General features: G+C 47.1%; 18 protein-coding genes. 6 read left to right on the top strand and 12 right to left on the bottom strand.

What is annotated here, in order from left to right; genetic code table 11:
- Positions 1 to 325: 325 nt before the first annotated feature.
- A complete protein-coding gene (locus LZG74_RS13700; RefSeq protein ID WP_233797134.1) occupies positions 326 to 1654 on the top strand; it encodes an amidohydrolase in 1329 nt (442 codons plus the stop codon).
- Positions 1655 to 1659: 5 nt separating this feature from the next.
- Here the strand turns inward: LZG74_RS13700 and LZG74_RS13695 are convergent, their stop codons facing one another.
- The 8 genes from LZG74_RS13695 to LZG74_RS13665 form a co-directional block, all read right to left on the bottom strand.
- Positions 1660 to 2460 carry an SDR family oxidoreductase gene (locus LZG74_RS13695; RefSeq protein WP_233797133.1) on the bottom strand — a complete coding sequence of 267 codons (801 nt, stop codon included), beginning with the start codon at positions 2458 to 2460 and terminating at the stop codon, positions 1660 to 1662.
- Positions 2461 to 2466: 6 nt separating this feature from the next.
- Positions 2467 to 3393, bottom strand: a complete 927-nt coding sequence (locus LZG74_RS13690) for an LD-carboxypeptidase (RefSeq protein ID WP_233797132.1) — start codon at positions 3391 to 3393, stop codon at positions 2467 to 2469.
- A gap of 10 nt (positions 3394 to 3403) precedes the next feature.
- Positions 3404 to 3523: a type II toxin-antitoxin system YoeB family toxin gene (locus LZG74_RS26550; RefSeq protein ID WP_409014491.1), complete on the bottom strand. Its 120-nt coding sequence runs from the start codon at positions 3521 to 3523 to the stop codon at positions 3404 to 3406.
- A 134-nt stretch (positions 3524 to 3657) separates the two neighbouring features.
- The gene (locus LZG74_RS13685; RefSeq protein WP_233797131.1) at positions 3658 to 3876 is read right to left on the bottom strand and encodes a DUF2683 family protein; all 219 of its coding nucleotides are present in this window, start codon (positions 3874 to 3876) and stop codon (positions 3658 to 3660) included.
- Positions 3877 to 3918: 42 nt separating this feature from the next.
- Positions 3919 to 4245 carry a DUF721 domain-containing protein gene (locus LZG74_RS13680; RefSeq protein ID WP_026628268.1) on the bottom strand — a complete coding sequence of 109 codons (327 nt, stop codon included), beginning with the start codon at positions 4243 to 4245 and terminating at the stop codon, positions 3919 to 3921.
- Between the two features lie 38 nt (positions 4246 to 4283).
- Entirely contained in the window at positions 4284 to 7295 is a 3012-nt protein-coding gene (locus tag LZG74_RS13675) for a glycoside hydrolase family 3 N-terminal domain-containing protein (protein WP_233797130.1), read from the bottom strand.
- 98 nt (positions 7296 to 7393) lie between these two features.
- The gene (gene chrA, locus LZG74_RS13670; protein WP_233797129.1) at positions 7394 to 8581 is read right to left on the bottom strand and encodes a chromate efflux transporter; all 1188 of its coding nucleotides are present in this window, start codon (positions 8579 to 8581) and stop codon (positions 7394 to 7396) included.
- Positions 8582 to 8594: 13 nt separating this feature from the next.
- Positions 8595 to 9551 carry an isopenicillin N synthase family oxygenase gene (locus tag LZG74_RS13665; protein WP_233797128.1) on the bottom strand — a complete coding sequence of 319 codons (957 nt, stop codon included), beginning with the start codon at positions 9549 to 9551 and terminating at the stop codon, positions 8595 to 8597.
- A 154-nt stretch (positions 9552 to 9705) separates the two neighbouring features.
- Here LZG74_RS13665 and LZG74_RS13660 point away from each other — a divergent pair, with 154 nt between their 5' ends.
- The 4 genes from LZG74_RS13660 to LZG74_RS13645 all read left to right on the top strand — a co-directional run bounded on the left by LZG74_RS13660 (position 9706) and on the right by LZG74_RS13645 (position 17108).
- Positions 9706 to 10296: an RNA polymerase sigma factor gene (locus LZG74_RS13660; RefSeq protein WP_233797127.1), complete on the top strand. Its 591-nt coding sequence runs from the start codon at positions 9706 to 9708 to the stop codon at positions 10294 to 10296.
- 88 nt (positions 10297 to 10384) lie between these two features.
- Positions 10385 to 11509, top strand: a complete 1125-nt coding sequence (locus tag LZG74_RS13655; RefSeq protein WP_233797126.1) for a FecR family protein — start codon at positions 10385 to 10387, stop codon at positions 11507 to 11509.
- 182 nt (positions 11510 to 11691) lie between these two features.
- Positions 11692 to 15192, top strand: coding sequence for a TonB-dependent receptor (locus tag LZG74_RS13650; RefSeq protein WP_233797125.1), 3501 nt, complete (start codon positions 11692 to 11694; stop codon positions 15190 to 15192).
- A gap of 17 nt (positions 15193 to 15209) precedes the next feature.
- Entirely contained in the window at positions 15210 to 17108 is a 1899-nt protein-coding gene (locus tag LZG74_RS13645) for a RagB/SusD family nutrient uptake outer membrane protein (RefSeq protein ID WP_233797124.1), read from the top strand.
- Positions 17109 to 17350: 242 nt separating this feature from the next.
- Here the strand turns inward: LZG74_RS13645 and LZG74_RS13640 are convergent, their stop codons facing one another.
- The 3 genes from LZG74_RS13640 to LZG74_RS13630 are packed head-to-tail and all read right to left on the bottom strand — an operon-like array spanning position 17351 to position 20990.
- Positions 17351 to 18205, bottom strand: coding sequence for a sugar phosphate isomerase/epimerase (locus LZG74_RS13640; protein ID WP_233797123.1), 855 nt, complete (start codon positions 18203 to 18205; stop codon positions 17351 to 17353).
- A gap of 49 nt (positions 18206 to 18254) precedes the next feature.
- Entirely contained in the window at positions 18255 to 19631 is a 1377-nt protein-coding gene (locus LZG74_RS13635; RefSeq protein ID WP_233797122.1) for a pitrilysin family protein, read from the bottom strand.
- A 39-nt stretch (positions 19632 to 19670) separates the two neighbouring features.
- Positions 19671 to 20990, bottom strand: a complete 1320-nt coding sequence (locus LZG74_RS13630) for a pitrilysin family protein (RefSeq protein WP_233797121.1) — start codon at positions 20988 to 20990, stop codon at positions 19671 to 19673.
- Positions 20991 to 21087: 97 nt separating this feature from the next.
- Between LZG74_RS13630 and LZG74_RS13625 the strand changes: the two genes are divergently transcribed.
- Positions 21088 to 21885: an endonuclease/exonuclease/phosphatase family protein gene (locus LZG74_RS13625; RefSeq protein WP_233797120.1), complete on the top strand. Its 798-nt coding sequence runs from the start codon at positions 21088 to 21090 to the stop codon at positions 21883 to 21885.
- On the opposite strand, the gene LZG74_RS13620 is transcribed toward LZG74_RS13625, so the two are convergent.
- Complete coding sequence (locus LZG74_RS13620) at positions 21844 to 23574, bottom strand: VRR-NUC domain-containing protein (RefSeq protein WP_233797119.1); 1731 nt, start codon at positions 23572 to 23574, stop codon at positions 21844 to 21846. The two genes, LZG74_RS13625 and LZG74_RS13620, sit on opposite strands and share 42 nt — an antisense overlap.
- Positions 23575 to 23626: the final 52 nt, after the last annotated feature.

The raw sequence follows: 23626 nt of genomic DNA, 5'->3' as shown, positions 1-23626 counted from the left end.
GGTATCCACTGTGTTTTTGACAAATATTATACCTGGAATAGCGCATTTTTTGCCATTTTTTAAATGTTTGATTTATGTGAAAAACCAGTTACTATTATATATTTGTTAACAATATGGTGCTTTTATTAACTTTTTCGTATCATTACCGGTCAGCAGTTTTAAGATTAATAAATAGCAAACTAATTTGACGCTAGGGTTATACGTTTGTCTTAACAAGAATGAATCTAAATTATTTATTTTTAGAATTTATTCGTTCCAAGCCGTTAACTAAATTCTTTTTATTTTGGATTATTCTAATAATTGAAAATATCTCAACCTTTCATTTATGCTAAGAACACTACTTTCCATCGCACTTATCATCGCTGTTCTGCAAGCCCATGCGCAGTCCAGTTTATCGGCCGCTATCGATCAGAAGGCACAATCGCTGGAAAAAAAGCTGGTGGAATGGCGCCGGGATTTTCACGAAAATCCGGAGCTGGGCAACCGGGAGTTTAAAACCGCTGAGAAAGTGGCAAACCACTTGAAACAATTAGGCATAGAGGTGACGACTGGCATAGCCCATACGGGTGTTGTGGGGCTTCTGAAAGGTGGAAAACCAGGTCCTGTGGTAGCATTGCGTGCGGATATGGACGGACTGCCTGTCACCGAGCGTGTGGATGTGCCATTCAAATCGAAGGTTGTGGTCGATTACAATGGCCAGAAAACAGGCGTCATGCACGCATGCGGGCATGATACACACGTGGCGATCCTGATGGGTGTTGCCGAAGTGCTAGCCGGGATGAAAAATGACATTCCAGGGACGATCAAATTTATATTTCAGCCAGCCGAAGAAGGCGCGCCGGAAGGCGAGGAGGGTGGTGCCAAGTTGATGGTTAAAGAGGGTGTTCTTGACAATCCGGCCGTTGAAGCGATCTTCGGGCTTCACATTGATGCGCTGATAGAAGTCGGTAAAATCGCTTACAAGCCGGGAGCAACCATGGCGGCGGTTGATTTTTTCAGCATTGATGTAACAGGAAAGCAAACACACGGCGCCTATCCATGGTCCGGCATAGATCCGATCGTTACTTCTTCGCAGATCATCATGGGTTTGCAGACGATTGTAAGTCGCAACCTGAATCTAACGCAGGCACCCGCCGTGGTAACTGTTGGCGCGGTCAATGGTGGCATCCGGCAGAATATTATTCCGGAAAGTGTCAAAATGATCGGCACGGTCCGCACGTTCGACGAAGGTATGCATATGTATGTGCACAAGCGGATGAATGAGATTGCAACCAACATTGCAGAAAGTGCAGGCGCAACGGCCAAGGTGAACATTAATGTCATGTATCCGGTCACATTCAATAATGAAGCATTGACGGCGAAGATGATCGGGACTTTGGAAAATGTAGCCGGAAAAAGCAATGTGAACTTAATCCCAGCCAAAACCGGTGCGGAAGATTTCTCCTACTTTCAGCAAAAAGTCCCCGGATTCTTCTTTTTCCTGGGCGGTATGCCGAAGGGAAAGGCCGTAGAGCAAGCTGCGCCGCATCATACGCCCGACTTTTATGTGGATGAGAGCAGTCTTGTATTAGGAGTTCGCTCGCTAAGCCGCTTGGCAACAGATTATTTGCAAATGGCTAAATCAAGTGATGTTAAGAAAGGAAAAAGCAAGTAAACACCTTATTCCGGAATGTTCTTGCGGACCTGATCAAAAAGCAGATTTGGTAAAAAACGCTTTAAATAAATAGCGGCGACTTCTTTGAAACCACCGATATAGATTTCCTTTTTGTCCTTTTTAACGGCATCGAGAATTCTGCGTGCACATTCTTCTGCGGGAATTCCTTTCGCCTGATTGGAATCCATTTTGCCGAATTTACTACCCGAAGCATCCATCGCATTCAGCGAAATATTGGTGCGGATATAGCCCGGGCAAACCGTCGTCACTTTAATGTTATCACTGTAACCCTCAGCCCTGAGCGAGTCGTAAAAGCCATGTAATGCATGTTTGGCAGCATTATAACCCGATCTCATAATGGTCCCTATTTTTCCGGCAACGCTACTGATCACAATGAAATGCCCGCTTTTTTGCCTGATCATATAAGGCAAAACGGCCTTAGTCAGGGCCACCGTACTAAAAAAGTTCACATTCATCAGTTTCTGATAAACATCCAGCGCTGTATTGTTGACATAGGAACGCTGGCTAACCCCTGCATTGTGAACCATTACGTCTATCCGTCCGAAATGCGCAATTACTTGTTCGGCTGCGCCTTGCGCCTTGTCAAACTGGGTTACGTCCATAGGTAGCACCAGAACGGATGTTTCTGGTAGGCCTGTTATTTCTTTCACCCTCCGGAGCTCGTCTTTGCGCCTTGCCGTGAGCACAAGCCTGGCGCCTTCTTTTGCAAATGCAAGCGCCATAGCCTCTCCGATTCCTGACGATGCGCCCGTTATCCAGACAACCTTATTATTAAATGTATCCATGAATGATCAGATTGCGGAATTTTCGAATTGGAAGGAAACTCCATCACTTGTGACATTGAGAACAGCCTCCATACCAACGCCCATCGCACGATTATCCCCGACATGACCTACAGGGAAATTGAAACAAACCGGATAATCGAACCCAGCAATGTGTTCGTGAATGATTTCATAATATGTTTTACCGAATGTCGGATTCGTATTGTCCTTCATATCAGTGAATTGTCCGACAATTAAGCCAGCTAATTTATCAAATTTGCCGGCCCTTTTCATCTGGATCATCATGCGGTCCAGGTTGTAGAGATATTCGTTAATGTCTTCAATAAAAAGGATTTTTCCATCCGTATCCACATCGGTTTGCGAGCCGATCAAATGCGCTAAAATGCACAGATTACCACCGACAACCTGCCCGTTAGCGATTCCTGCTTGATTTAAAGGATGGGTATCAATCTTATAATGAGGCATTTCGCCGAACAGCATTTGCCGGAGTGACTCTTTCGCCAATTCTGCCCCGTCCGTCGTAATAGACTTGCCCATGGGCGCATGCAGGCTCGCATAACCCAGGTCGAATATCCGGGAAAGGATCACCGTCAGGTCACTGAATCCCACAACCCATTTCGGATTTTTAAGAAATTGATCAAAATTAAGCTGATCCACGATCCGGGAGCAGCCATAACCGCCACGGGCAGCAATCACAGCCTTAATAGAAGGATCATCCAGCATCCCCTGCAAATCGGCAAGACGCACGGCATCCGGCGCAGAAAACTGGTTCGAAGCCGTTTTTAAAGTCTCTCCTTCCACCACTTCAAGCCCCCATTCATCTCGAAAAACAGCGATCCCCGGCAAAAGGTCATCATAATTCAAAACACTAGCCGGCGCCACAATGCCAATTTTATCACCGGGTTGAAGGAAGGGAGGGAGGTTGATTTTGTTCATTAAATAAATGCTAGGGTTCATAATGACCCTTCATGGAGATAATGAAAACCGTATGGTCTTCGATTCTGTAAATGATTCTGTGTTCTTGATCTATTCGTCTGGAATATTTGCCTGCCAGACTGTATTTCAGCAGCTCAGGTTTTCAGATTCCGGAAGCCGGCGTTTCTCTGATCGACTGGATCAACTTTTCGATTCTCTTAATGTGCGTTTTCCGGCCAGACTTATGCCAGAATTCCAAGTGTTGCAGAGCGAGATCGGTAAACTTTATTTTGAAGTTACCAGATCCCATAAATTTTCTCCTTCTTTTAGTTCAGTAGTGCGACCCTCTTTAATTTGCTGCTCGCCATCCTCGATCATGGCTACAAACTCAGGATTATATGGACTTTCTGCCTGCTCCTTAAAAGAAACGTGGGCATTTTTCAAGAGATCCTTAACAGCCTGAAGAACCTTTTGATCTTCCGTATTAATGAATAGTGTTGTCATAGCTTTTTTCTTTTTTAACCAAATTAAAGATAGGATAGTTTACTATATAAACACAACCTCTTCCAGCAACTCCGAGCCCATCTCCCGGTTGATGAGTTCAATGATTTTTCCTTTGGCGCGGAAGAGTTCGTTGCGTAACGGCGCAGATTCTATTTGTAGGAAAAGCGTTTTTTCTTTGATGTAAACGGTTTTTGTACGGGTTGCGATTGCAGAACCCATGATCTTTTCCCAATGTGCGACGACGTACGATTGATCAAACCGGTTCCGTAAACGATATTTTTCCAGCATTTGGTCAATGGCATCTTTCAGCGGCGTGACGCCGGGTCGCCGCGAAGCTTTTTCTTTGTCAAACCGATACTGCATGGCCATAATGAATCAATGTTGGATTCTGCAAATGTAGGAAGTTCTCAGAGCCCGGCGGTCGCTACGGGGTTTACTTTTTTCAGCAATTCCTCGTAAACGACATCCATAATGGCCGTGCGAATGTTGAGTTGCGAAATTTTATTATTCTCTCTTGTGGGGTAAACGCGGTTCGAAAGAAACACATAATTCAGCTTCCACGCAGGATCGGCCCAAGTCATAATGCCCGTGTAACCCGTATGCCCGAAGCTGGACGGACTCGCATATTTAGGTGCATTGCCGGTATATTTAAACGAAGGCTTATCAAACCCAATCCCACGGCGACTGCCCATTTCAGGATATTGGTAACGCGTAAACTCAACCAGCGCATCCTTGCTCAAAAGCTGCTGACCGCCATAATAACCCTGCTGCAAATACATTTGCCAAACTTTCATCACATCATTGGCATCCCCAAACAACCCCGCATGTCCGCTCAAACCGCCTAACATGGCGGCCGCTTCGTCATGAACCTGGCCATGCAATTGCGTCATCCTGAAAAACGTATCGCGTTCCGTCTCCACAATGTCCTGCAATTTGTAAAAACGCTTTGGATTGAATGTCAACGTGTTCGCACCCAGCTTATGGTAATAGTGGTTTTTGAGGTAATCTTCAAAATTCTCGCCTGAAAGTGTTTTTACAATTTGGGGATAAAGAATAAACGAAAGATCGCTGTATACATAGCCTTCCTTCTCATTCAGAGGAGAATTGCGAATGGCTTCAAAAATCTTTTTGTCGTAGTTCTTGAAGATAAAAAGGCTGTCGCCAACTACCGAAGTCGGATATTTTTTTGACTGCTTTGTGCTGAATGTCTTCTTTTTCCAGGATCCATCAGCATTCTGAGCTTCTTTCCAAAGGACGATAAATGCCTTTAAACGAGCACTATGCGTCAATACGCGGCGCCATTGCAGGTCTGCTTTGTTGGAGCCTTCAAAATCGGGCAGGTAATCCTTCATCGTCGCATCCAGATCAAACTTTTTAGCGTCCCAAAGGCTCATCAGGGCCAATGTGGAAGCTGTGATCTTCGTCACCGAAGCGAGGTCGTAAAGGTCAGTCAGTTTCACATTTACATTGCCTTCGTAAGTGTGTTTTCCATAAGCTTTTCTGAAAAATACTTTCCCGTCCTTTGCCAATTGCACCACGCAGCCTGGCGTTGCTTTCTGCGTAACCGCCAGATTTGCAATGGAGTCTATTTTGAATGTAATGATCTCAGAATCAAGTCCGAGTTCTTCCGGGATTGTGTATTTCAATCGGCCAATGGCAAGAGTTTCAATGCCTGCATTATAAGGAAATTGTGCATTTACGGTAACAGGCAATTTTCCCTGGGCGGGGATGGCTCCAAAGATCAGTTGTGCAGAAAGATCCTGTGTGTAAGGGGTTAATTGATAGGCCATTAACAACGCACGCGCATTCTCGGGCTTTTGTATTTTGTTTAAAGAATAAGGGTTGCCGAAAATGGACACAACTGCCTTGTCAGAAGCAATGAGCTCCTGCAAAACGGCACTCATTTGCTCTGTTAGCCCATAATTAGTCCGGGGCGAAATGCTACCCAAATGCACGCCTACCAGTAACAAGTTGAATGCTTTCAATTTTTCCCGCAATTCGGTTATCTGCGCCTCAGTTGCTTTGGCCGGAACCTGAAAGTGCTCGACGGTTGTGTACAAGCCCAATGTCTTCTGAAATGTTGTAATCGTGTCGGCACCTAAGGATATGGAAGCGATTTTCAACGTGTCCAGGTCGCGCAAGGGTAATAAGTCTTTGTCGTTTTTGAGGACCGTTAATGCTTTTTCGGTCAAAAGGCGGTTTGTCAGTTCGGCAGCTTTTGGGTTCAGGTCTTTGTATAAATTGTTGAGATCAACCGGCTTATAATGGTTCAGGCCGGCCCATGCCTTGGCTTGCAGCACTTTTTTGCAGCGCGCATCAATTTCCGCCTGCGTTATTTTTCCTTCCGCAATGCTTTTCTTGATCTCAGCGATTGACTTCGAAACATCCTCGGTAAATTCCAGCAAGTCCATTCCTGATTCAAGGCCCATAGCATCTGCGCGACCATTCGGGAAATACTTGGTGACGCCTTTCATATTCATAGCATCAGAATAGATCAGGCCATCGAACCCAAGCTGTTTTCTCAAAAGATCGGAAACGATTGGTTTTGAAAGAGTTGAAGGAAGATTTTTGGTCGTATCAAGCGCCGGAATGCTCAAATGCGCGATCATCATCCCGCTAATGCCATTCGCGATCAGCGCTTTGAAAGGATATAGTTCGAGAGAATCAAGCCGGGTAGTGTTATGCGAAATTAATGGGAGATCATAATGCGAATCTACGCCCGTGTCACCGTGTCCGGGGAAATGCTTGGCGCTGGTTAGCAGGCCGTTATCCTGCATTCCCTTCATATAAGCTACGGCTTTGTCGGCAACTTTATATTTGTTTTCACCAAAGGACCGGAAGCTGATTACCGGGTTGTCGGGATTGTTGTTTACATCGGCAACGGGCGCAAAATTAATGTGCATACCCAGGCGCCGTGCTTGTTTGGCGAGCTGTGCGCCCATCTCATAAATCAGATCATTACTGCCCTGGATTGCGCCCAATGTCATTTGATAAGGATAACGCACCGTGCTGTCAATCCGCATAGCAAGTCCGAATTCTGCATCCATTGCAATCAGCAAAGGCACTTTTGAAATCGACTGATAATAATTCGTCAGCTGTGCCTGGGGAACCGGCCCGCCTTGAAAGAATACGATCCCACCCACCTTATTTTCCCGGATCAGCTTCTCCACCACTGCCGGATTACTAGTTTTAGGATCAATAACAGCCCGTTTGACATCCGAAACCGCCGCCACCATAATCAACTGCGCAATCCGCTCATCCGGCGTAAGCGTAGCAAAAACCGAATCCACCCACTGCCGCGAAGCATTGGTTTGATTTTGATTTAAAAATGTGGGGGAAGCAGCAATTTGTGCCTGGGAATTAGCACTGCAAATGATTAGTGAGAAAAGGGAAACGAGCAGAAAGGCGATTTTTTTCATGAATTGGGACAGAATAGGAATCAGCTTCCAAAGTTTGGAAAACCAATTGACTAATCCAATGGAAACTATTGTCTAGCTAAATGTTTGGCGAACGCATCTTAAAACACCAACCCCAACACCAGCCCTGCGACGATAATTACATATGACGGCACCTTTGAAAAAGTCAGGACTAAAATTGTGGCGATGACGGTTAGCATTGGTTGAGTGCTGCTCATCATGGGTTGGAAAAGGGAGATGGCGGCTGCGATGGTGAGGCCGCAACTGGCGGCGTGGATGCCTTCGAGCGAGGCCCGGATGCCGCGGTAACGTTTGAGCTGGTCCCAGAATGGGTAGGCGAAAAAGATGAAGAATGTGCCTGGAAGGAAAATCCCGGCTGTTGCAACGAAACCGCCAACAATCTGTCCGGTAATGCCTGCTGATTGCAGCGAAATGCTTCCGACAAATGTGGCAATGGAAAAAACAGGTCCCGGCACGACCTGGGTAAGCGCCATTCCGGCCAGAAATTCCTGATCGGTGAGATAATGCTTGAATTCTACGAACTCGTTATACAGGATCGGGACAAGCACTTGCCCGCCGCCGAAAACCAGGCTGCCGTTCCGGTAAAAGTTTTCAAAAAGCCGCACAGGAAGAGAATTCGTCACCTTACCCACAATCGCAGCCGCGATCAGGACCGAGATCCAGAAAATTATGGGCCGCCAAAGAATGCGGATCGGGCCGCGCTCCATTTTCTCGTGTTTCTTGAAATTGAGGGACGCCGCAACGCCGCCGCTGACAATGAGCACGGGCGTCATGTAAGGGGACGGATACATGTAGGCCAGAATCGTGGCAATTACCAGAAACGACCAGCCTTGTGTATTATGAATGACTTTTTTGGCAATGGACGACGCGCCATACATTAAAAAAGCTACCGCCATCGGCCCTACGAACTTCGTGAATTGCAGAGAAATCGAGTTGCGTTCCAGATAATGTATGCCGATTGCCGCCAGCGTCATCAGGATCATAGCTGGCAGCGACCAGACGATAAGTGTCAGATAAGCAAGTGGTTGTCCACCGATTTTCAGTCCGATGGCCGTAACAGTCTGCGTGGAGCTGGGGCCTGGTAAAACCGAGCATAATGCCTGTAATTCAAGCAGTTCCTCTTCGGTAATGTATCTTCTTTTCCGCACCAGCCGCTCAATCATCATCATCAAATGCACCTGCGGGCCCCCAAATGCCGTCACGGACAGCAAGAGGATGTCCGTCAGGTAAATGATGTAGCGAAAGCGGCGGATAGGAGGGTGGGCCAAGGGTTTTTGGAGGTTATTTTTTTAAACCCAGTTCTCTCAATCGTTCATCCAAAAATTCACCCGCTGTCATATTGGTATACAGCTTAGGAAATTCCTGCGAAACACAACTATCCAGGCTTGTGAGATCCATATCGGCCCGAGGATGCATAAAAAACGGGATTGAATAACGCGAAGTGCCCATTTTCTCACGTGGCGGATTCACGACCCGGTGAATGGTCGATTTCAATTTATGATTGGTAAGCCTGTCCAGCATATCACCCACATTGACCACGATCTGATCCGGAAGGGCGGTGATGGGAATCCATTCTCCGTCGCGGCGAAGCACTTCCAGGCCTTCTGCGCTGGCGCCCATTAGTAATGTAATGAGGTTAATGTCGCCGTGAGCCGCAGCACGCACGGCTCCTTCGGGCACGAGTTCGGGGTTTGGGATTGGGAAATAATGTAAGGCCCGCAGCAGGCTGTCGCCGTTTCTGATCTTGTCTTCAAAATAATCCTCAGGCAGATTGAGATAAATAGCGATGGCGCGCAGCAGCATTTTCCCCGCATTCTCAAATGTCCGGTAAACTTCTAATGTATGTTTTTCAAATTCAGGAAGTTCGGCAGGAAAAACATTGGAGGGCATGCTGCCAATGGGATCGGGCTGGCCAATGTGGTAAAATTCTTTCAAATCGGCCACTTTGAAACCCTTAGCAGTCTCTTTTCCTTTTCCTATATATCCGCGCTGACCGAAGAGCTCGGCAAACTCATATTTTTTCTTGACTTCATCAGGAAGCGAGAAGAACGCCTGCACGGTTTCGTAAAGATCATTCCGCAGGGAGTCGCTGAGTCCGTGGTTTTTTATTGCTACAAATCCAATGTTGTTGAACGCTTCGCCCAGGTCTGCTACAAACTGCTTTTTCTGTTCGGCATTTCCTGAGGTAAAATCGGCCAAATCCAGCGATGGGACTTGATTTAATAATGCTGGTTCCATAAAATACTTTTTTGGTGCAAAGTAAAAACTATCCGCAGACTTGCAAAGTGATCTCATAGCATGAACTGGAAAACGTATACAGCAGGGAATGTTTTTTATATATACATTACACCTTTGTTCAATATTTTCAGACTTCCATTTTTGACATTCTGGTATGACAGACATTGATCCGGGAAATGACCTTTGGGAGCGATTTATTTCCGGGAGTTCTTCGGCATTCAGCGAGCTTTACGATGCCTATACAGACGTTCTGTATAAGTTCGGAATGCGATATTCGGCTGACAGTGATCTTGTTAAAGATTGTATCCACGATCTTTTCATAGACCTGCACAGCTATCGCGGAAGTCTGGCGAAGGAGGTTAATGTGAAATTTTATTTACTAAAATCATTTCGGAGAAAACTGCACGCCGCGCACCGGAAATCAAGCTTGCTGAACTTCAACAGCTGGCAGGCAGACGAAACGTTCGGCATTAATGCATTTGCATTCAGTGCTGAACATGAGATCATTGTGGATGAAAAACAGCGTGAAATGCTGGATCATCTGGCGTTGGAAATTAATCAACTCCCTGAGCGGCAACGGGAAATCCTGTATTTACGCTTCAATCAGGACCTGGATTATGAGGAGATTGCTTCCATGATGCAAATTTCAGTTCCTACCTGCCGGACCTTCATTTACCGGGCGCTCAAACAACTTCGCGGCAAGCTGGAATTCAGCTCCATTGCCCTGTTTTTTTACTGGGTATAAAATATTTTCTTCTTTTTGTTAAAATAATCCTTTTTCGGAGTCTATATGACGTCGAAAGTCTTCTCTTGTATGTCAAACAAGTTCTTAAATGAAAAGAAGATTACGAAAGCACGAGGATTTGCACGAATCTGAATCGGCCGGACTGACGGAAGAGGAGCAAAAAATTCTTGCTAATACAAAGATTTTGATGCATTCCCTGCGGGAGGAAGCATTGCCTGTTGCAGAAAAAGAAGCATTGCGGATGCGCGTTCAGGAAACAATCGCACACAAAAGCGAGCGGCCCGTCCGCAGCATATGGCTGGCAGTTGCAGCATCTCTGGCCTTATTAATGATCGTAGGCGCAGGTTTCCTGCTCATGCAAAAAAATACAGGATCGGCGATGGAAGAAGTGGCTTCCGCAATCCAAGCTGACACAGAAGAAACGCGCTTGCAGCTCGCGGACAAGCGGATTATTCATCTTTCCGAACAGAATTCAGACCTGATCTATGAGCAAAACGGTTCGCGTATCCAGATCGACTCGTCGTCCGTGGTGGAACAGCAAGTGGCTGAATCCGAAGACGAATTCAACACATTAACGGTCCCTTACGGTAAAAGGTCGACCATTACGCTCATCGACGGCACCAAAATCAGCCTCAATTCCGGTTCACGCCTCGTTTATCCAGCTCAGTTTGACGGCGACACAAGGGAGGTTTACCTTGAAGGTCAGGCCTATTTTTCCGTTTCGCACGCAGCCGAAAGACCATTTTATGTGCATACCAAAAACATCAAAGTACAGGTTCTCGGCACCGAGTTTGACGTGAGCGCTTATGACGATGACCAGCAGACCGCAGCCGTGCTCGTCAAAGGAAGCATTGAGCTGACGGCCAATCAAAAATCTTTATTCAACACGAAAAACAAAAAGCTCACACCCGGGACGATGGCTGTTTACAATGCGGCAACGGATGATCTGCAAACGGCGGGCGTGGATGTTGAACCTTACATTTCCTGGAAAGAGGGCTATCTGATTTTCAGAAAAGCACCGCTTAGGGACATCCTCAAAAAGCTTTCGCGCTATTATAAGGCCGATATTTCGCTGGGCAGCGCAGAGGCAAAGCACGTTACATTCTCGGGAACACTGGATTTGCAGGATGATCTGGCCATGGTTCTGGACGTTATATCCGTATCCACATCACTTAAATATCAGCAAACAGAAAGGAGGTTTATATTCAGGTAAAGCATTATGAGAACAACAAAAACGGAAGACGCGGCAACGTCTTCCGATAGTCACACTTGCCGGCAAGCAAGTGATTTTTAAACCATTGTATCAACAAAAGTCGTATCAAATTTATGAAAAAATTTGACCATTCAGGGCATTGCCCTCCGGGTGTATTATTCCCAAAAAAATTCCTAAGAATTATGAAGCTGACGATTCTACTACTATGGATCGGAATGATGGGCGTTCATGCAACAAGCTATTCGCAGAAAAGCAGGATGGATGTAGCGATCCGGAACGGCAATCTGGGCGGGTTATTTAAGCTGATTCAGGAAAAAACCGATTACCGGATTTTTTATAAGGACGGCCTTTTTTCGGAAAACGGCGAAGGGAATCTCAATCTTAACCTAAAAAACGAAACCGTTCCCGCCATTCTGACACGGGCGCTGAAAGGCACTGATCTGACATTTAAAATTATTGGAAAACAAATTGCCGTTTTCAAAAAGGATGAAGAATCAAAATCTGCCGCCATTAAATCATTGCCTGCACCCGCGGCACCAGTAGCAAATGTGATCCGCGAAATCACGGGAACAATCCAGGATATGAAGGGCGGGCCGTTGCCGGGAGCAACCGTGATCGTCAAAGGAACTGATAAGGGCACGTCTACGGATGCCACGGGCAAGTTCAGCATTGAAGCGGAGCAGGGGGATGTGCTGGTGATTTCCTTTATCGGTTATTTGGGCAAGGAACTGGTTGTCGGCACGCAAACGGCTGTGAATATCCAGCTGGAAGAGGACCTGGGCGGACTGGAAGAAGTTGTGATCGTAGGTTTTGGCTCTCAGCGAAAAGCCACCATTACGGGTTCCATTGCCACCATTACCACAGAAGATTTGAAACAAAGCCCGACAGCTAGCATTACCAATGCATTGGCGGGACGGCTTCCGGGACTTTTTGCCAACCAGTTTGGCGGCGGTGAGCCGGGTGTGGACAGGAGTGATATTTTTATCCGCGGCACTGCCACTTACGGAAATCAGGCCCCGATTGTGATCATCGACGGTCTGGAAAGAAGCATGGATTATCTGGCACCATCGGAAATTGAAACATTTACAATTCTCAAAGATGCCTCAGCAACAGCTCCTTACGGGGTTAGGGGCGCCAATGGTGTGATTCTGATCACAACAAAAAGAGGAAAAGTGCAGGACAAAGCGACCGTGAATTTTAAAGGCTCGGTCGGAGTCAACCAGCCTGTGAAATTCCCGACTTACCTGGGATCGGCGGATTATGCCATGTTATACAACGAAGCGCGCCGGAACGACAGCCCTGATGCGGACCCATCGACATTGAATCTCTTTTCAGAATCCGCCATTACCAATTTCCGGAAAGCGAAGGGTGACAACTCGGATGGATTAGGGTACAACTGGAATTATTTCGACTACGCATTCAAGCCAGGGGTGCAGCATGATTATAGTTTGTCTATTAGCGGTGGATCAGTAAGGGCCAGATATTTCGTTCTGGCCAATTACTTTCAGCAGGATGGAAACTACAAGCACACGAATATGGGCCCGAACAACACCCAGGCCGTTTTTAAGCGCTATAATTTCCGTTCTAATATTGATATAGACATTACAGATAACTTTTTTGCCAGACTGGACATTGGTGCCCGGATCACAGACCGCAATGCGCCGGGAACATCGGCAGCAAGGATCGTGGAAATGGCCAACACGCAGCCTTCTTATCTGCCCATTACATTGGAACCAAATGGAAACCCTGCGAACCGGGTTTTTGAAGCTAATAATCCGCTTGGAATGCTGTATGGTGATCAGATTTACAGGTTTAACATTCTTGGTGAGCTGAGTCGCACCGGGTTTTTGAATGATAAAAACACCTATCTCAACGGCTCGTTTTCGCTGGGACACAAGCTGGATTTCATAACAAAAGGCTTATCCATTGACGGCGTTTTTTCATATGATGCGTCCGACGGAGCCTGGATCCGTCGCGATGTGACAACCTATTCCGAAGGTTACCGCGAATATCCGGGTTATGCAACATTTGTTCCGGAGCAGGGAAGTGATATTTACAGGGAACCAGGCATCTACACAGGTGCATACAAGTCGGGAAACAAGTATGACATTGACCAGACGATCCGCAACCAGTTCGACAATAAGGACAACGAAAACCGCTCTTATGTCCAGGCTAAGCTGGATTACCTGCGCAATTTCGGCATGCATGATGTCACGGGAATGGTGCTCGTAAACCGCTCCAAACGGATCATTAATAACCAGGTGCCGTTTAGTTACCAGGGTATTACGGCCAGGGCCACTTATGGCTATGACGATCGCTATCTTTTTGAGTTCAATGCGGCGTATAATGGCTCCGAAAACTTTGCAAAAGGGAAACGTTACGGATTTTTCCCTTCTGTTTCGGCAGGCTGGGTGCTCTCCAAAGAACAGTTTATGAGCAGCACGCAAAACTGGCTGAATTCCTTTAAGATCAGAGGCTCCTATGGCTTGGTTGGGAGTGACCGTGTTCCGAATGACCGCCGGTTTATTTATCTGCAATATTTTAGCGGTAGAGAGCATGATTATAATTTTGGAACCGACAATTTCGGTTCAGGCGCAGGTGGTTACCTCTACGAAGGCGACCTGGCTAATCCAGACCTGACTTGGGAAAAAGCCAGAAAAGCCAACATTGGTATTGATGCAACATTCCTGAAACACCTTACGGTTACACTGGACCTGTTTCACGAGCATCGCTACGACATTATCACAGACATGGGCGGCGGTGATAAGCTTGGCTTCCCGGACATAGTAGGAAAGGATGCGCCTTACATTAACTCAGGGATTGTCAATAACCGCGGTTTTGACCTGGAAGTGGGCTGGTCTGGCAGCATCGGGAAGGATGCCACGTATTTTATTCGTCCCAATCTCTCCTTCGCGCGCAACATCATTGTGTTCATGAATGAAATCCCTTACGCAATGTCCGGCAGGGCTAACACCGGGAAACGCATCGGCGAACATTTCAATTATGCCTTTGACCATTTCGTGAGAAACCAGGAAGAGGCTAATGAGCTGAATGCAATGAACTCCGGTGGTGGTTACCAGTCGTGGGGAACATTGCGTCCCGGCGACGTCGTGTATAAGGATTTGAACGGGGACGGGAAAATCGACGATCTCGGTGACCGCACAGCTATGGGCAATCCGCGAAATCCTGAAATTATGTTTGGATTGCCGGTAGGGGCCAAATACAAAGGTTTTGATTTCAGTATGCTGTTCCAGGGTGCTGCGCGTGCTTCTGTGCAGTTGTCGGGTGCGGCTGTTTACGATTTCCCTTTGTTTAACCAGGATAAATATGGAAAAGTGAAACCCATGCATCTGGATCGCTGGACACCGGAAACGGCGGAAACAGCGACCTATCCCGCATTGCATTTCGGCGACCATAGCAATAACAAGAATGGTAACAGCAGCTTGTTTTTATATAATTCCAAATACATTCGGCTCAAAACCATTGAGCTGGGCTACAATTTGCCAAAAGCCGCCATCAAGAAAATCGGTATCGAGCAAGTTCGGTTTTACGCGCAGGGCCTGAACCTGATGACCTGGGACGGGCTGAAAAAAGTGGATATGGACCCGGAAACAAGGGAAGGGACAGGCGACTGGTATCCGATCCAGAAGGTTTTGAATTTTGGCGTTGATTTAACATTCTGATTTTATCCAAAGATTTTATGATAACTAGAAAAATATATATCACCATCCTTTGCTTCGCCTGCGCACTGCTTTCGGCTTGCAAGGAAGATTTTCTGGACAGAAAGCCGGATGACCAGCTGGATGCCGAGCAGGTTTTTACCCGGTATAACAAAACAAACCAGCTCATTACCGATCTCTACGACAATGCAAAAGGCTCCAACAGCCCGCTCGTATTTTTCTCCCACTTTTCCACCGCGCCTGTTACCGACGAGGCAGAAGGTTCCACAGCAGAAGGAAGCCTAACCAACAAATTCAACAATGGCGACTGGAATGCCAGCGTCATGCCTGCCGGGAGCAGCCGGGGGCAATATTGGTGGGATTTATACGGACGGATCCGCAAGGCGAATGTGATCCTTGAAGGGGTCCGGAAATACAAAACGCCTGATAACCCATTGCAGGCGGGAGATCTGAATAAGCGGTTGGGTGAAACATATTTTCTACGCGCTTACTTCCACTATCTGGCGGCGCGCATGTATGGAGAGGTGGTTTATGTGAACCGCACCATTGGCACCACGGATCCAAAGGACTTTAAACAGGAATCTTTTCACTCCATTGCAGCAAAAATTTATCAGGATTGCGATTCTGCGATGGCGCTGGTGCCTCCCAGCTGGGGCGGGGCCGACTTTGGAAGAGTGGATCAGGGCGCTTGCCTGGGTTTAAAGGCCATTGTGGCCTGGATGGCAGCAACTCCCATGTGGAATGGCGGCACCTTCCCGAATGATACGCGTGCGTTTGCTGCTGAATATGCGTATAAGCCCGAGCGCTGGAACGTAGCAAAAGCGGCGGCCAAAGCGGTTATTGATTTCAAAGTGGAGGGTCGTCAGCGTTATTCGCTCTATCAGGGCCACGACGCAACGGATTTTCGGGACGATGCTGGCGTGAACAATAACAATTCCAAGGTCCCAGCCCGGCTTTGGGATTTGTATCACAACATGGAAGCATTCCAGAACGAAGCGGTTTTCTTTGTAACACGTGATAAAGATAACAACTGGCAGGGTGACATTTATCCGCCGAGCTGGGGCGGAAGCTCGCGTCAGATGCCCGTTCAGGAGCAGGTGGATGAGTATGAATACATTGCCCCCGATGGATTTGGCTATCCGGTTTACGCTACCCGTGCAAAAAAAGACGGCTATGACGATGGTAACCCCTACGAAAGCGTAAAACGTGATCCAAGATTTTACAGGGACATTGTTTACCACGGCTCAACATTCAAAGGAAAAGTGATCAACACCGCTTCCGGCGCCGACAAAGTGGGTGCAACCAACTCAACGACAACAGGTTATTTCCTGAGAAAAATCTTGCGGGAATCCTGGAACCGGGATAAGAGTTTCTCCATCAGCGGCCCGCCTGTATGGCGCTTGCCAGAATTTATCTACATCTATGCCGAGGCCGTAAACGAAACCGCCGGGCCCAATGCAGAGATTTATGATCTGCTGAATAGCGTCCGCAAAAGATCATTCATGGCGCCTATTCCCGCCGGAGCAAAAGCAAGCAAAGCGCTGATGGACGAGTATATCAAACGGGAAAGAAGGGTAGAATTGTTCTATGAAAATAACAGGATATGGTCTACACGGCTTTATCTGGAACCAAGCGCACCCAAGGAGATCGCCAAAGAACAAGCCTGGCAAAGTGCCGGAAGCACAAACGACCAGCGCTCGCAAAAAGCCTGGCCTTACCCCAAGACGCAGCGAATGATCAATGGCATGAAGCCGGTAGAAGATCCGGCTGGAAAGATTCTAGTCGACGGCAAAAAATACAGAATGCAGCGCTATTTCATAGAGAGCCGCGTCTTCGTAGCACCAAGGCACTATCTGTTCCCAATTATGCAAGACGAGCTGCAAAAAACGCCAACATTAAAGCAAAACCCGGGTTGGTAAGATGTTACCCCCCCTGTCACCCTGAGCGGACGGGGCCGCCCGGCGGCCGAAGGGCCGGTACTGACCAAGGGTCAATGCTAACGAAGGGCCGATACTAACGAAGGCCTAAAGCTACGAAGGGCCGCTGCTAACGAAGCCTAAAGCTACGAAGGGCCGGTACTTACGAAGGCGCCTTCGTAAGTACCAGCCCTTCGACCGCCGGGCGGCCCCGTCCGCTCAGGGTGACAGAGGGGGTTAACTTGCTACTCCTTAATCCCCTTTATATAAGCAATGGTCTGAGGGATTTGCTTCAGATATGAAGGGCTCTCATCCTCGATGAAATAGTGCTTGATCCCAACTTTCTTCGCTGCTTTCAGTGTGGCTGGGATGTCGATGGAGCCTGTTCCTAATGCCACGTCGTTGGTTGTTGGCGTTCCGCCGGAGAGGTTGCCTACTACGCCTTTTTTCAGGTCTTTCAAGTGCATTAGCTTCCAGCGGGTTGGATATTTCATGAGCAATTTCGCTGGGTCTTGTCCCGGAAATGCAGTCCATAGCACATCCATTTCGAAGTTTACGTATTCCGGATTCGTGTTTTTGACAAGATAGTCAAACAATGTTCCGTCCTCGTAAGGCTCGAATTCATAGCCATGGTTGTGGTAAGTAAGCTCTATGCCTGCTTCTTTCAGTTCTTTCCCGGCTTTGTTGAAATCAGCAACTGCCTTTTTCGCTGTTTCGAGGTCGAATTTGCCTTTGTGAGGAATCCAGGCGACCATCACGTATTTTGCGCCCAGTGCTTTTGCATCGGCAATAGTCTGCGCGCTGCTTTCGGCCAGTTTGTTGTAATCGGCGCCGATGGAAACCATTTTGATGCCGCGCTTATCAAGCTGCTTACGCAGTTCTTCGTTCGTCATGCCTTTTATCGGCCCGCCTTCCATTTCCGTCACGCCCAAAGACTTGATCGTATCCAAAGTAGCCTCAATCCCCTTATCCCAGCTCCCCCGGAATGTATAAGCTTGCAAGCCGATTGGGTTCGTGTAGACATTGCCCTGCGCAAACAGATCGGGCTGGCTTGTAAAGGCTGCGGCTGCGAAAAGGCAGGTTTTCAGTAGTTTGTTCATTTATAGAATGGTTAATGTTCGTTTAAAAGCTAACAGAACGCTCGTTATACTAAAATCCGTCTGCCTTGATCTGCTTTTCGGTTAATTCACCATATTTTTTGACTGATTCGCGTATCTCGTCCGCTTTGCCTACCATCACAAATTGCAGCTTGTCTTTCGGGAAGTAAGTGGCAATGATCTCTTTTGTTTTTTCAGTGGTCAGCCCGTCTACTTTTGTTTGGAATGTGTTGATAAAGCTTTCGTCGAAGTGGTAGAAGTGCATATCCGTCAGGAGCCTTGCGAGCGCTCCCGCGGATTCGTAGGCGGGCGGGAAGCTGCCTTTTACGTAAGCTTTGGCTGATTTCAGAATCTCATCATTAATGCCTGTTTTGTGCAAACTATCCAAAACCTGCAACGCCATATCCACCGCAGGAACCGTTGTGGAGTTTTTGGTAAATGTGCTGATCGCAAACGTTCCTGCGAATTTGTAACGGCTAAAACCGCTTCTTGCACCATAAGTAAGGCCCGAATTGACGCGTAATGCATCATTCAGCCAGGAAGTGAAACGTCCGCCTAAAATCGTGTTCACAACCAGGACCGGCACGTAATCGGCTGAATTATAATCGATTCCTTTTCCACCAATAACAAATGTAGTTTCCCTGGCATCCGGCTTGTCAACCAATAACACGCGACTTTTTTCGAATTCCAGATCGGGGGCAACGCGTTTTACCATGCGGTAAGGCGCTGTTTTCCAACTTCCGAAGAGGGTGGTTATTTTCTTTTTCATATCCGCTGCTTTGAAATCGCCTACGATCGCAATCGCGCCGAGGCCCGACGTGTAGTTGCTCTCGTAAAATGCTTTTGCGTCCGTTGCGGATAGTTTTTCGATGGTTGCCGGTGTGCCACCGGTGGGTGCGGCGTACGGGAAGTCGTTGAACATGAATGCATTCATGTAAGCATTGATTACCGAGCGCGGGCTCTCTTTTTCCCGGATCAGTTCCTGCGTAAGGCGCTGCTTGTGCTTTTCAAATTCTGTTTTGTCAAAAACGGGGTGCATAATCACCTGCTGAATGATGTCAAACAGTTTTTCCTGATCCTTGGTCGCAAATGACGAAGTCAGACCTGCCATATCTTTGCTGGCATACGTATTAATGCTCGCGCCCACGAAATCGATCATTTCTTCGATCTGCGGTTTGGTGTATTTTTCAGTGCCAAAAAGCAGTGCGTCAGCGGTTAAGCCCGCAAGTCCGTAACGCTGGCCGTCATTGATAGCACCGGCGTCAAAAACAGCCGAGACATTGATGAGCGGGACTTCGTGTTGTTCCATCAGGTAAATGGTCAGGCCGTTTTTGAGCTTGAATTTTTCAAAAGGCGGCACTTTAAAGTTGTTTTGTGCCGAGGCCGAAAGCGTGAGCATCGCCAGAAACACAAATAGTATCTTTTTCATATTTCAATTTGATAAATGAATGTCGGTGTGAGGTTTTGGCTATTTTGATTTTTCAGGAAGCAGATAACCCACCGTCCGGTTGCGCTCGGTAAAATATTTTGCAGCAACGCGCTTAATGTCGTCCACAGTCACTTTTTTATACAATTCCGGCGCTTCGAACATTTTTTTATAATCTCCAAAAAACACATCATAACTGCCCAGACTATTTGCTTTACCATTAATGGTTTCTAATGTCCGATAAAATTCCATCAGCTTCTGATTTTTCACTTTTTGAAGTTCTTCGCCTTTTACACCGTCTTTTATAATCATATCAATTTGAATACTAATCGCTTTTTCGAGGTCCGGTGCAGAAACATTGCTATTGGCAATGGCGTAAATCAGAAAAAGACTTGGGTCGAAACTTTGGTCGGTGACGCTGGAAACATTCATCGCAAGGGTGGAGTCCATGACCAGCGATTTGGTAAGACGTGACGAATTGCCGGAAGTAAGCAAACTGCTCAATAAATCCAGCGCATAAAAGTCCTCATGTTTGGTTTCAGGAATGTGGTAGGCCATGAGAATATTCGGAGCGGCAATGTCTTTATAGGCAGTTACCCTTCTTTCGCCATTCTGCTGTGGCTCTACGGTTCTGATCTTTGGCGGCAAACCTCTTGTCGGGATGGGCGCCATGTATTGATCTGCCATTTTTTTGACCTGTTCCAAAGTCACATCGCCGACCACAACCACCGTCGCATTATTGGGCGAATAGTAAGTTTTGAAATAATTCTCCAAATCCTCCTGCGTCCAGCTTTTAATGTCAGACTCAAAACCAATTACCGGGAACATATAAGGATGTTCCTGAAAAGCAACCGATTGCACCAGCTCGCCGATGAGCCTGTAATTGCTGTTTTCCAAACCCGTGCTGCGCTCGGAAAGCACCACGCCGCGTTCGCTTTCCACCATTTTCGGGTCGATGGACAGGCTGGCAATGCGGTCCGATTCAAGTTTGAAGATCGGTTCTAATGCATCTTTCTGGAACCAGTCGGTGTAGACGGTTACATTTTCGGTGGTATAAGCATTATTGGAACCGCCGTTGGCTTCCATAAAACGGTCAAATTCCTTGGGGCCGAAGTTTTTGGAGCCATTGAACATCATATGCTCGAAAAAGTGGGAGAGGCCCGTAATGCCATGCACCTCATTCCGCGAACCCACTTTCCAGAACAGATACATGTTGGCGTTGGGGATCGATTTGTCTTCCAGCACCAGGAATTTCATGCCGTTAGCCAATGTGAAAGTCTTCACATCTTCCGGTTTGGTTTGTGCAAAAGACGTCCCGAAACCGGCCAGGAGCGCGGCGGTAAGCAGAAATTTCTTTATCATTTGATTAAGCTTTGTGAATTGATGTGTAATGATAGCAAACGGTTTTAAATCTATCCACTACTTTTGGTTCAGCAATTTCCTAAACCTCAAATTCTTTATGAAAAATAGCCTTTTTAGTCTGCTTGTCCTGCTTGCATTCTCTGCTTTCGCCAGCCCTTCGACCGATCCGCCGGTCAAAAAATACAAATTCAAAGTGATGACCTACAACATTCACCATTGTAACCCGCCGTCGGCCGGGGATAAAATCGATGTGGAAGCCATTGCAAAGGTCATTAATGCTGAAAAACCCGATTTTGTGGCCTTGCAGGAAGTGGACGTGAACACCGAGCGCTCCGGAAAAGGGAAAAACCAGGCGCAGCAACTTGCCGCGTTAACCGGCATGCAATTTTATTTTTCCAAAGCCATTGACCATCAGGGTGGGGATTATGGCGTTGCCGTTTTGAGCAAATACAAAATAGAAGATTCTGTAAGATATGCATTGCCGATCCATGCCGACAAGCCGGAAGAAAACCGGACGGTCGCGGCAATCACGGTAACATTGCCTAACAAGCAAAAAATGATGTTTGCAAGCACGCATCTTGGTTTAAAAGAGCCAAACCGTCTTTTACAAGCAGAGACGATCATGGAAAAGTTAGGTAAAACAACATTGCCTATGATCCTGGCCGGCGATTTCAATGCAGTTCCCGAAAGCCCGGTCATCGCTTATTTTGACAAATATTTCACCAGAACCTGCTCCGACTGCAAACCCACCATTCCGGTAGAAACCCCGAACAAGACGATTGATTTCATCATGTCCAAGCAGGGAAGCAAGTTGAAAGGGTCTGATACAAAGGTGATTGACGAGAAATATGCGTCAGATCATTTGCCCGTTGTCGCCACTTTCGAGATCGATTGAAACTTCGTCTTTCAGCCATTTTACGCGCACAATACGGCTTTGCACATTGTGTTCCTTGAAGAAGTGCTGCCAGTGTAACTGCCTGGATGACAGGTGATCCGTAGGGGATTTTATTTCAATAAAAGCATATTCGGTTTCATTCCAAACCAGTAAGTCGGGAAAGCCACGCGTGTTTTCCCGCAGGTTTAATGCAATTTCCATCATTACCAGATGGATCTGCTCGGGGCTTAGCAGCGAAATCAATACGAGCACTTTTTCCAAAGCGCCCTCGTACCAAGGCACCAGCACGTTGGTAATGCCGTATTTTTCCATGTAAGTGCGCGTGACGAGCTCCTCAATGATCTCCTTGGAATGTGCCGCTTCGAGGCGCTCTTTCAGCTGTGCTGCTCTTTTGTAATAAAAATCGGGCAGGAAAAAATCGGTTGGGACGCGTTGCAGGGGGTTGTGAATGGTCTGCACATTGGTGTCGTAAATGGCATCCCAAAACAGCAGTCCGAATAAAGTCCGCCAGGGCTCATTTTCGCTAAAAAATGCCTGATAGCCGCGCTCTCTGTAATAATGTATAGCGCCCAGTTCGACCTGGTAACGATACATAATCGGCACTTCGATGGCCTCGGCCGATTTCAGCGCCTGGGTTGTGCGTTTGACGATCCGGGTTTTTTTGTTCTTGATTCTTTCATGAAAATCCAGACTGAAATAGCGCTCGTCTGCGTTTTGCGGATTTTCGGCAATTTCTTCGCATAAGGCCAGTGCTTCGTCGATTTCGCCCAGGTTGTAAAGCAGCCGCACACGCCGTTCGCGCGCAGGCGCATCATTGGTCAACTGATAAATGCTCAATGCCTGCGACAACATTTTCTTCCGTTCCAGCCACGCGCTGACCCTGAGAATGAACATATTGAAGGACGGAATCGCTTTCGGACTTAATCCCGTTCCGTTGCCTACATGCCAGTTCATAAACCAGTCAAAAATTTCTTCCGGCGGCAGATCGGCTTTCAGCACGTCGAAAGTCTCTTTCATCAATGAGACCATTAATGTGTCGTCCACATCTTTCCGGGTCTCAAACTGAATGGCCAGATGCTGTTCATCAAAGGAATTGAAGCGCACATGACCCAGATCGCGGATCACAAACTCGGTCATATCCGCATTCCGGTTCCCGAAAAACAGGAATTTCATCACCATCACTTCGGCTTCATAGGAAACTTTCACCACCGGCTCATGCTCCGTAATGATCTCGCAAAGCGTTTTGAAATCATATTCATGCATCAGCCAGCGCACCAGATCGGGCTTTTTGATGGTTTTAGCGGGCATAATGTCGGGGGTAAGGATCTTGGTGAACAGCAAATGTTCCGGCTTAGTGAAAAGCTCCATGATCTCTGCAAACCGACCTTCATGCGCGTCGCAAATCGACTCGATAAAATCTTTTTCCAAAAGCTCATTCAGCACAGCCGGAAGGTCGTTGATCTCAGCGTAAGAGAGGCTGTTGACCCGGAAAAAAGACTTGCTGCGATTGCTGAAACGAATAAAAAGACATTGCGCATCTTCCGAAAGCGAGTCGTAATCATCCAGAAACCGCGTCTCCGTTTCGTTCAAAACATGGGCGTAGCGCTTCCGGACAAATTCCAGCACATAGTTGAAATAATCGTGGTAATATTTAGGTGGAAGATCCGTCGGAAACTCGATATTCTGCACAAATGGATTCGGTAGCACTTCGATAAAAACGGATTGTAAGGATTCGATTTAA

Source organism: Dyadobacter sp. CY327 (genome assembly GCF_021390415.1).
Lineage (GTDB): Bacteria > Bacteroidota > Bacteroidia > Cytophagales > Spirosomataceae > Dyadobacter > Dyadobacter chenhuakuii.
Note: the sequence above shows the minus strand (reverse complement) of the source record. Positions and strands in the feature narration are given on the sequence as shown.

Excerpts from the sequence above, each read along its gene's own strand:
- LZG74_RS13700 (WP_233797134.1), top strand. The coding sequence starts at position 326 with ATGCTAAGAACACTACTTTCCATCGCACTTATCATCGCTGTTCTGCAA.
- LZG74_RS13695 (WP_233797133.1), bottom strand. The coding sequence starts at position 2,460 with ATGGATACATTTAATAATAAGGTTGTCTGGATAACGGGCGCATCGTCA.
- LZG74_RS13690 (WP_233797132.1), bottom strand. The coding sequence starts at position 3,393 with ATGAACAAAATCAACCTCCCTCCCTTCCTTCAACCCGGTGATAAAATT.
- LZG74_RS13685 (WP_233797131.1), bottom strand. The coding sequence starts at position 3,876 with ATGACAACACTATTCATTAATACGGAAGATCAAAAGGTTCTTCAGGCT.
- LZG74_RS13680 (WP_026628268.1), bottom strand. The coding sequence starts at position 4,245 with ATGGCCATGCAGTATCGGTTTGACAAAGAAAAAGCTTCGCGGCGACCC.
- LZG74_RS13675 (WP_233797130.1), bottom strand. The coding sequence starts at position 7,295 with ATGAAAAAAATCGCCTTTCTGCTCGTTTCCCTTTTCTCACTAATCATT.
- LZG74_RS13665 (WP_233797128.1), bottom strand. The coding sequence starts at position 9,551 with ATGGAACCAGCATTATTAAATCAAGTCCCATCGCTGGATTTGGCCGAT.
- LZG74_RS13660 (WP_233797127.1), top strand. The coding sequence starts at position 9,706 with ATGACAGACATTGATCCGGGAAATGACCTTTGGGAGCGATTTATTTCC.
- LZG74_RS13655 (WP_233797126.1), top strand. The coding sequence starts at position 10,385 with ATGAAAAGAAGATTACGAAAGCACGAGGATTTGCACGAATCTGAATCG.
- LZG74_RS13650 (WP_233797125.1), top strand. The coding sequence starts at position 11,692 with ATGAAGCTGACGATTCTACTACTATGGATCGGAATGATGGGCGTTCAT.
- LZG74_RS13645 (WP_233797124.1), top strand. The coding sequence starts at position 15,210 with ATGATAACTAGAAAAATATATATCACCATCCTTTGCTTCGCCTGCGCA.
- LZG74_RS13640 (WP_233797123.1), bottom strand. The coding sequence starts at position 18,205 with ATGAACAAACTACTGAAAACCTGCCTTTTCGCAGCCGCAGCCTTTACA.
- LZG74_RS13635 (WP_233797122.1), bottom strand. The coding sequence starts at position 19,631 with ATGAAAAAGATACTATTTGTGTTTCTGGCGATGCTCACGCTTTCGGCC.
- LZG74_RS13630 (WP_233797121.1), bottom strand. The coding sequence starts at position 20,990 with ATGATAAAGAAATTTCTGCTTACCGCCGCGCTCCTGGCCGGTTTCGGG.
- LZG74_RS13625 (WP_233797120.1), top strand. The coding sequence starts at position 21,088 with ATGAAAAATAGCCTTTTTAGTCTGCTTGTCCTGCTTGCATTCTCTGCT.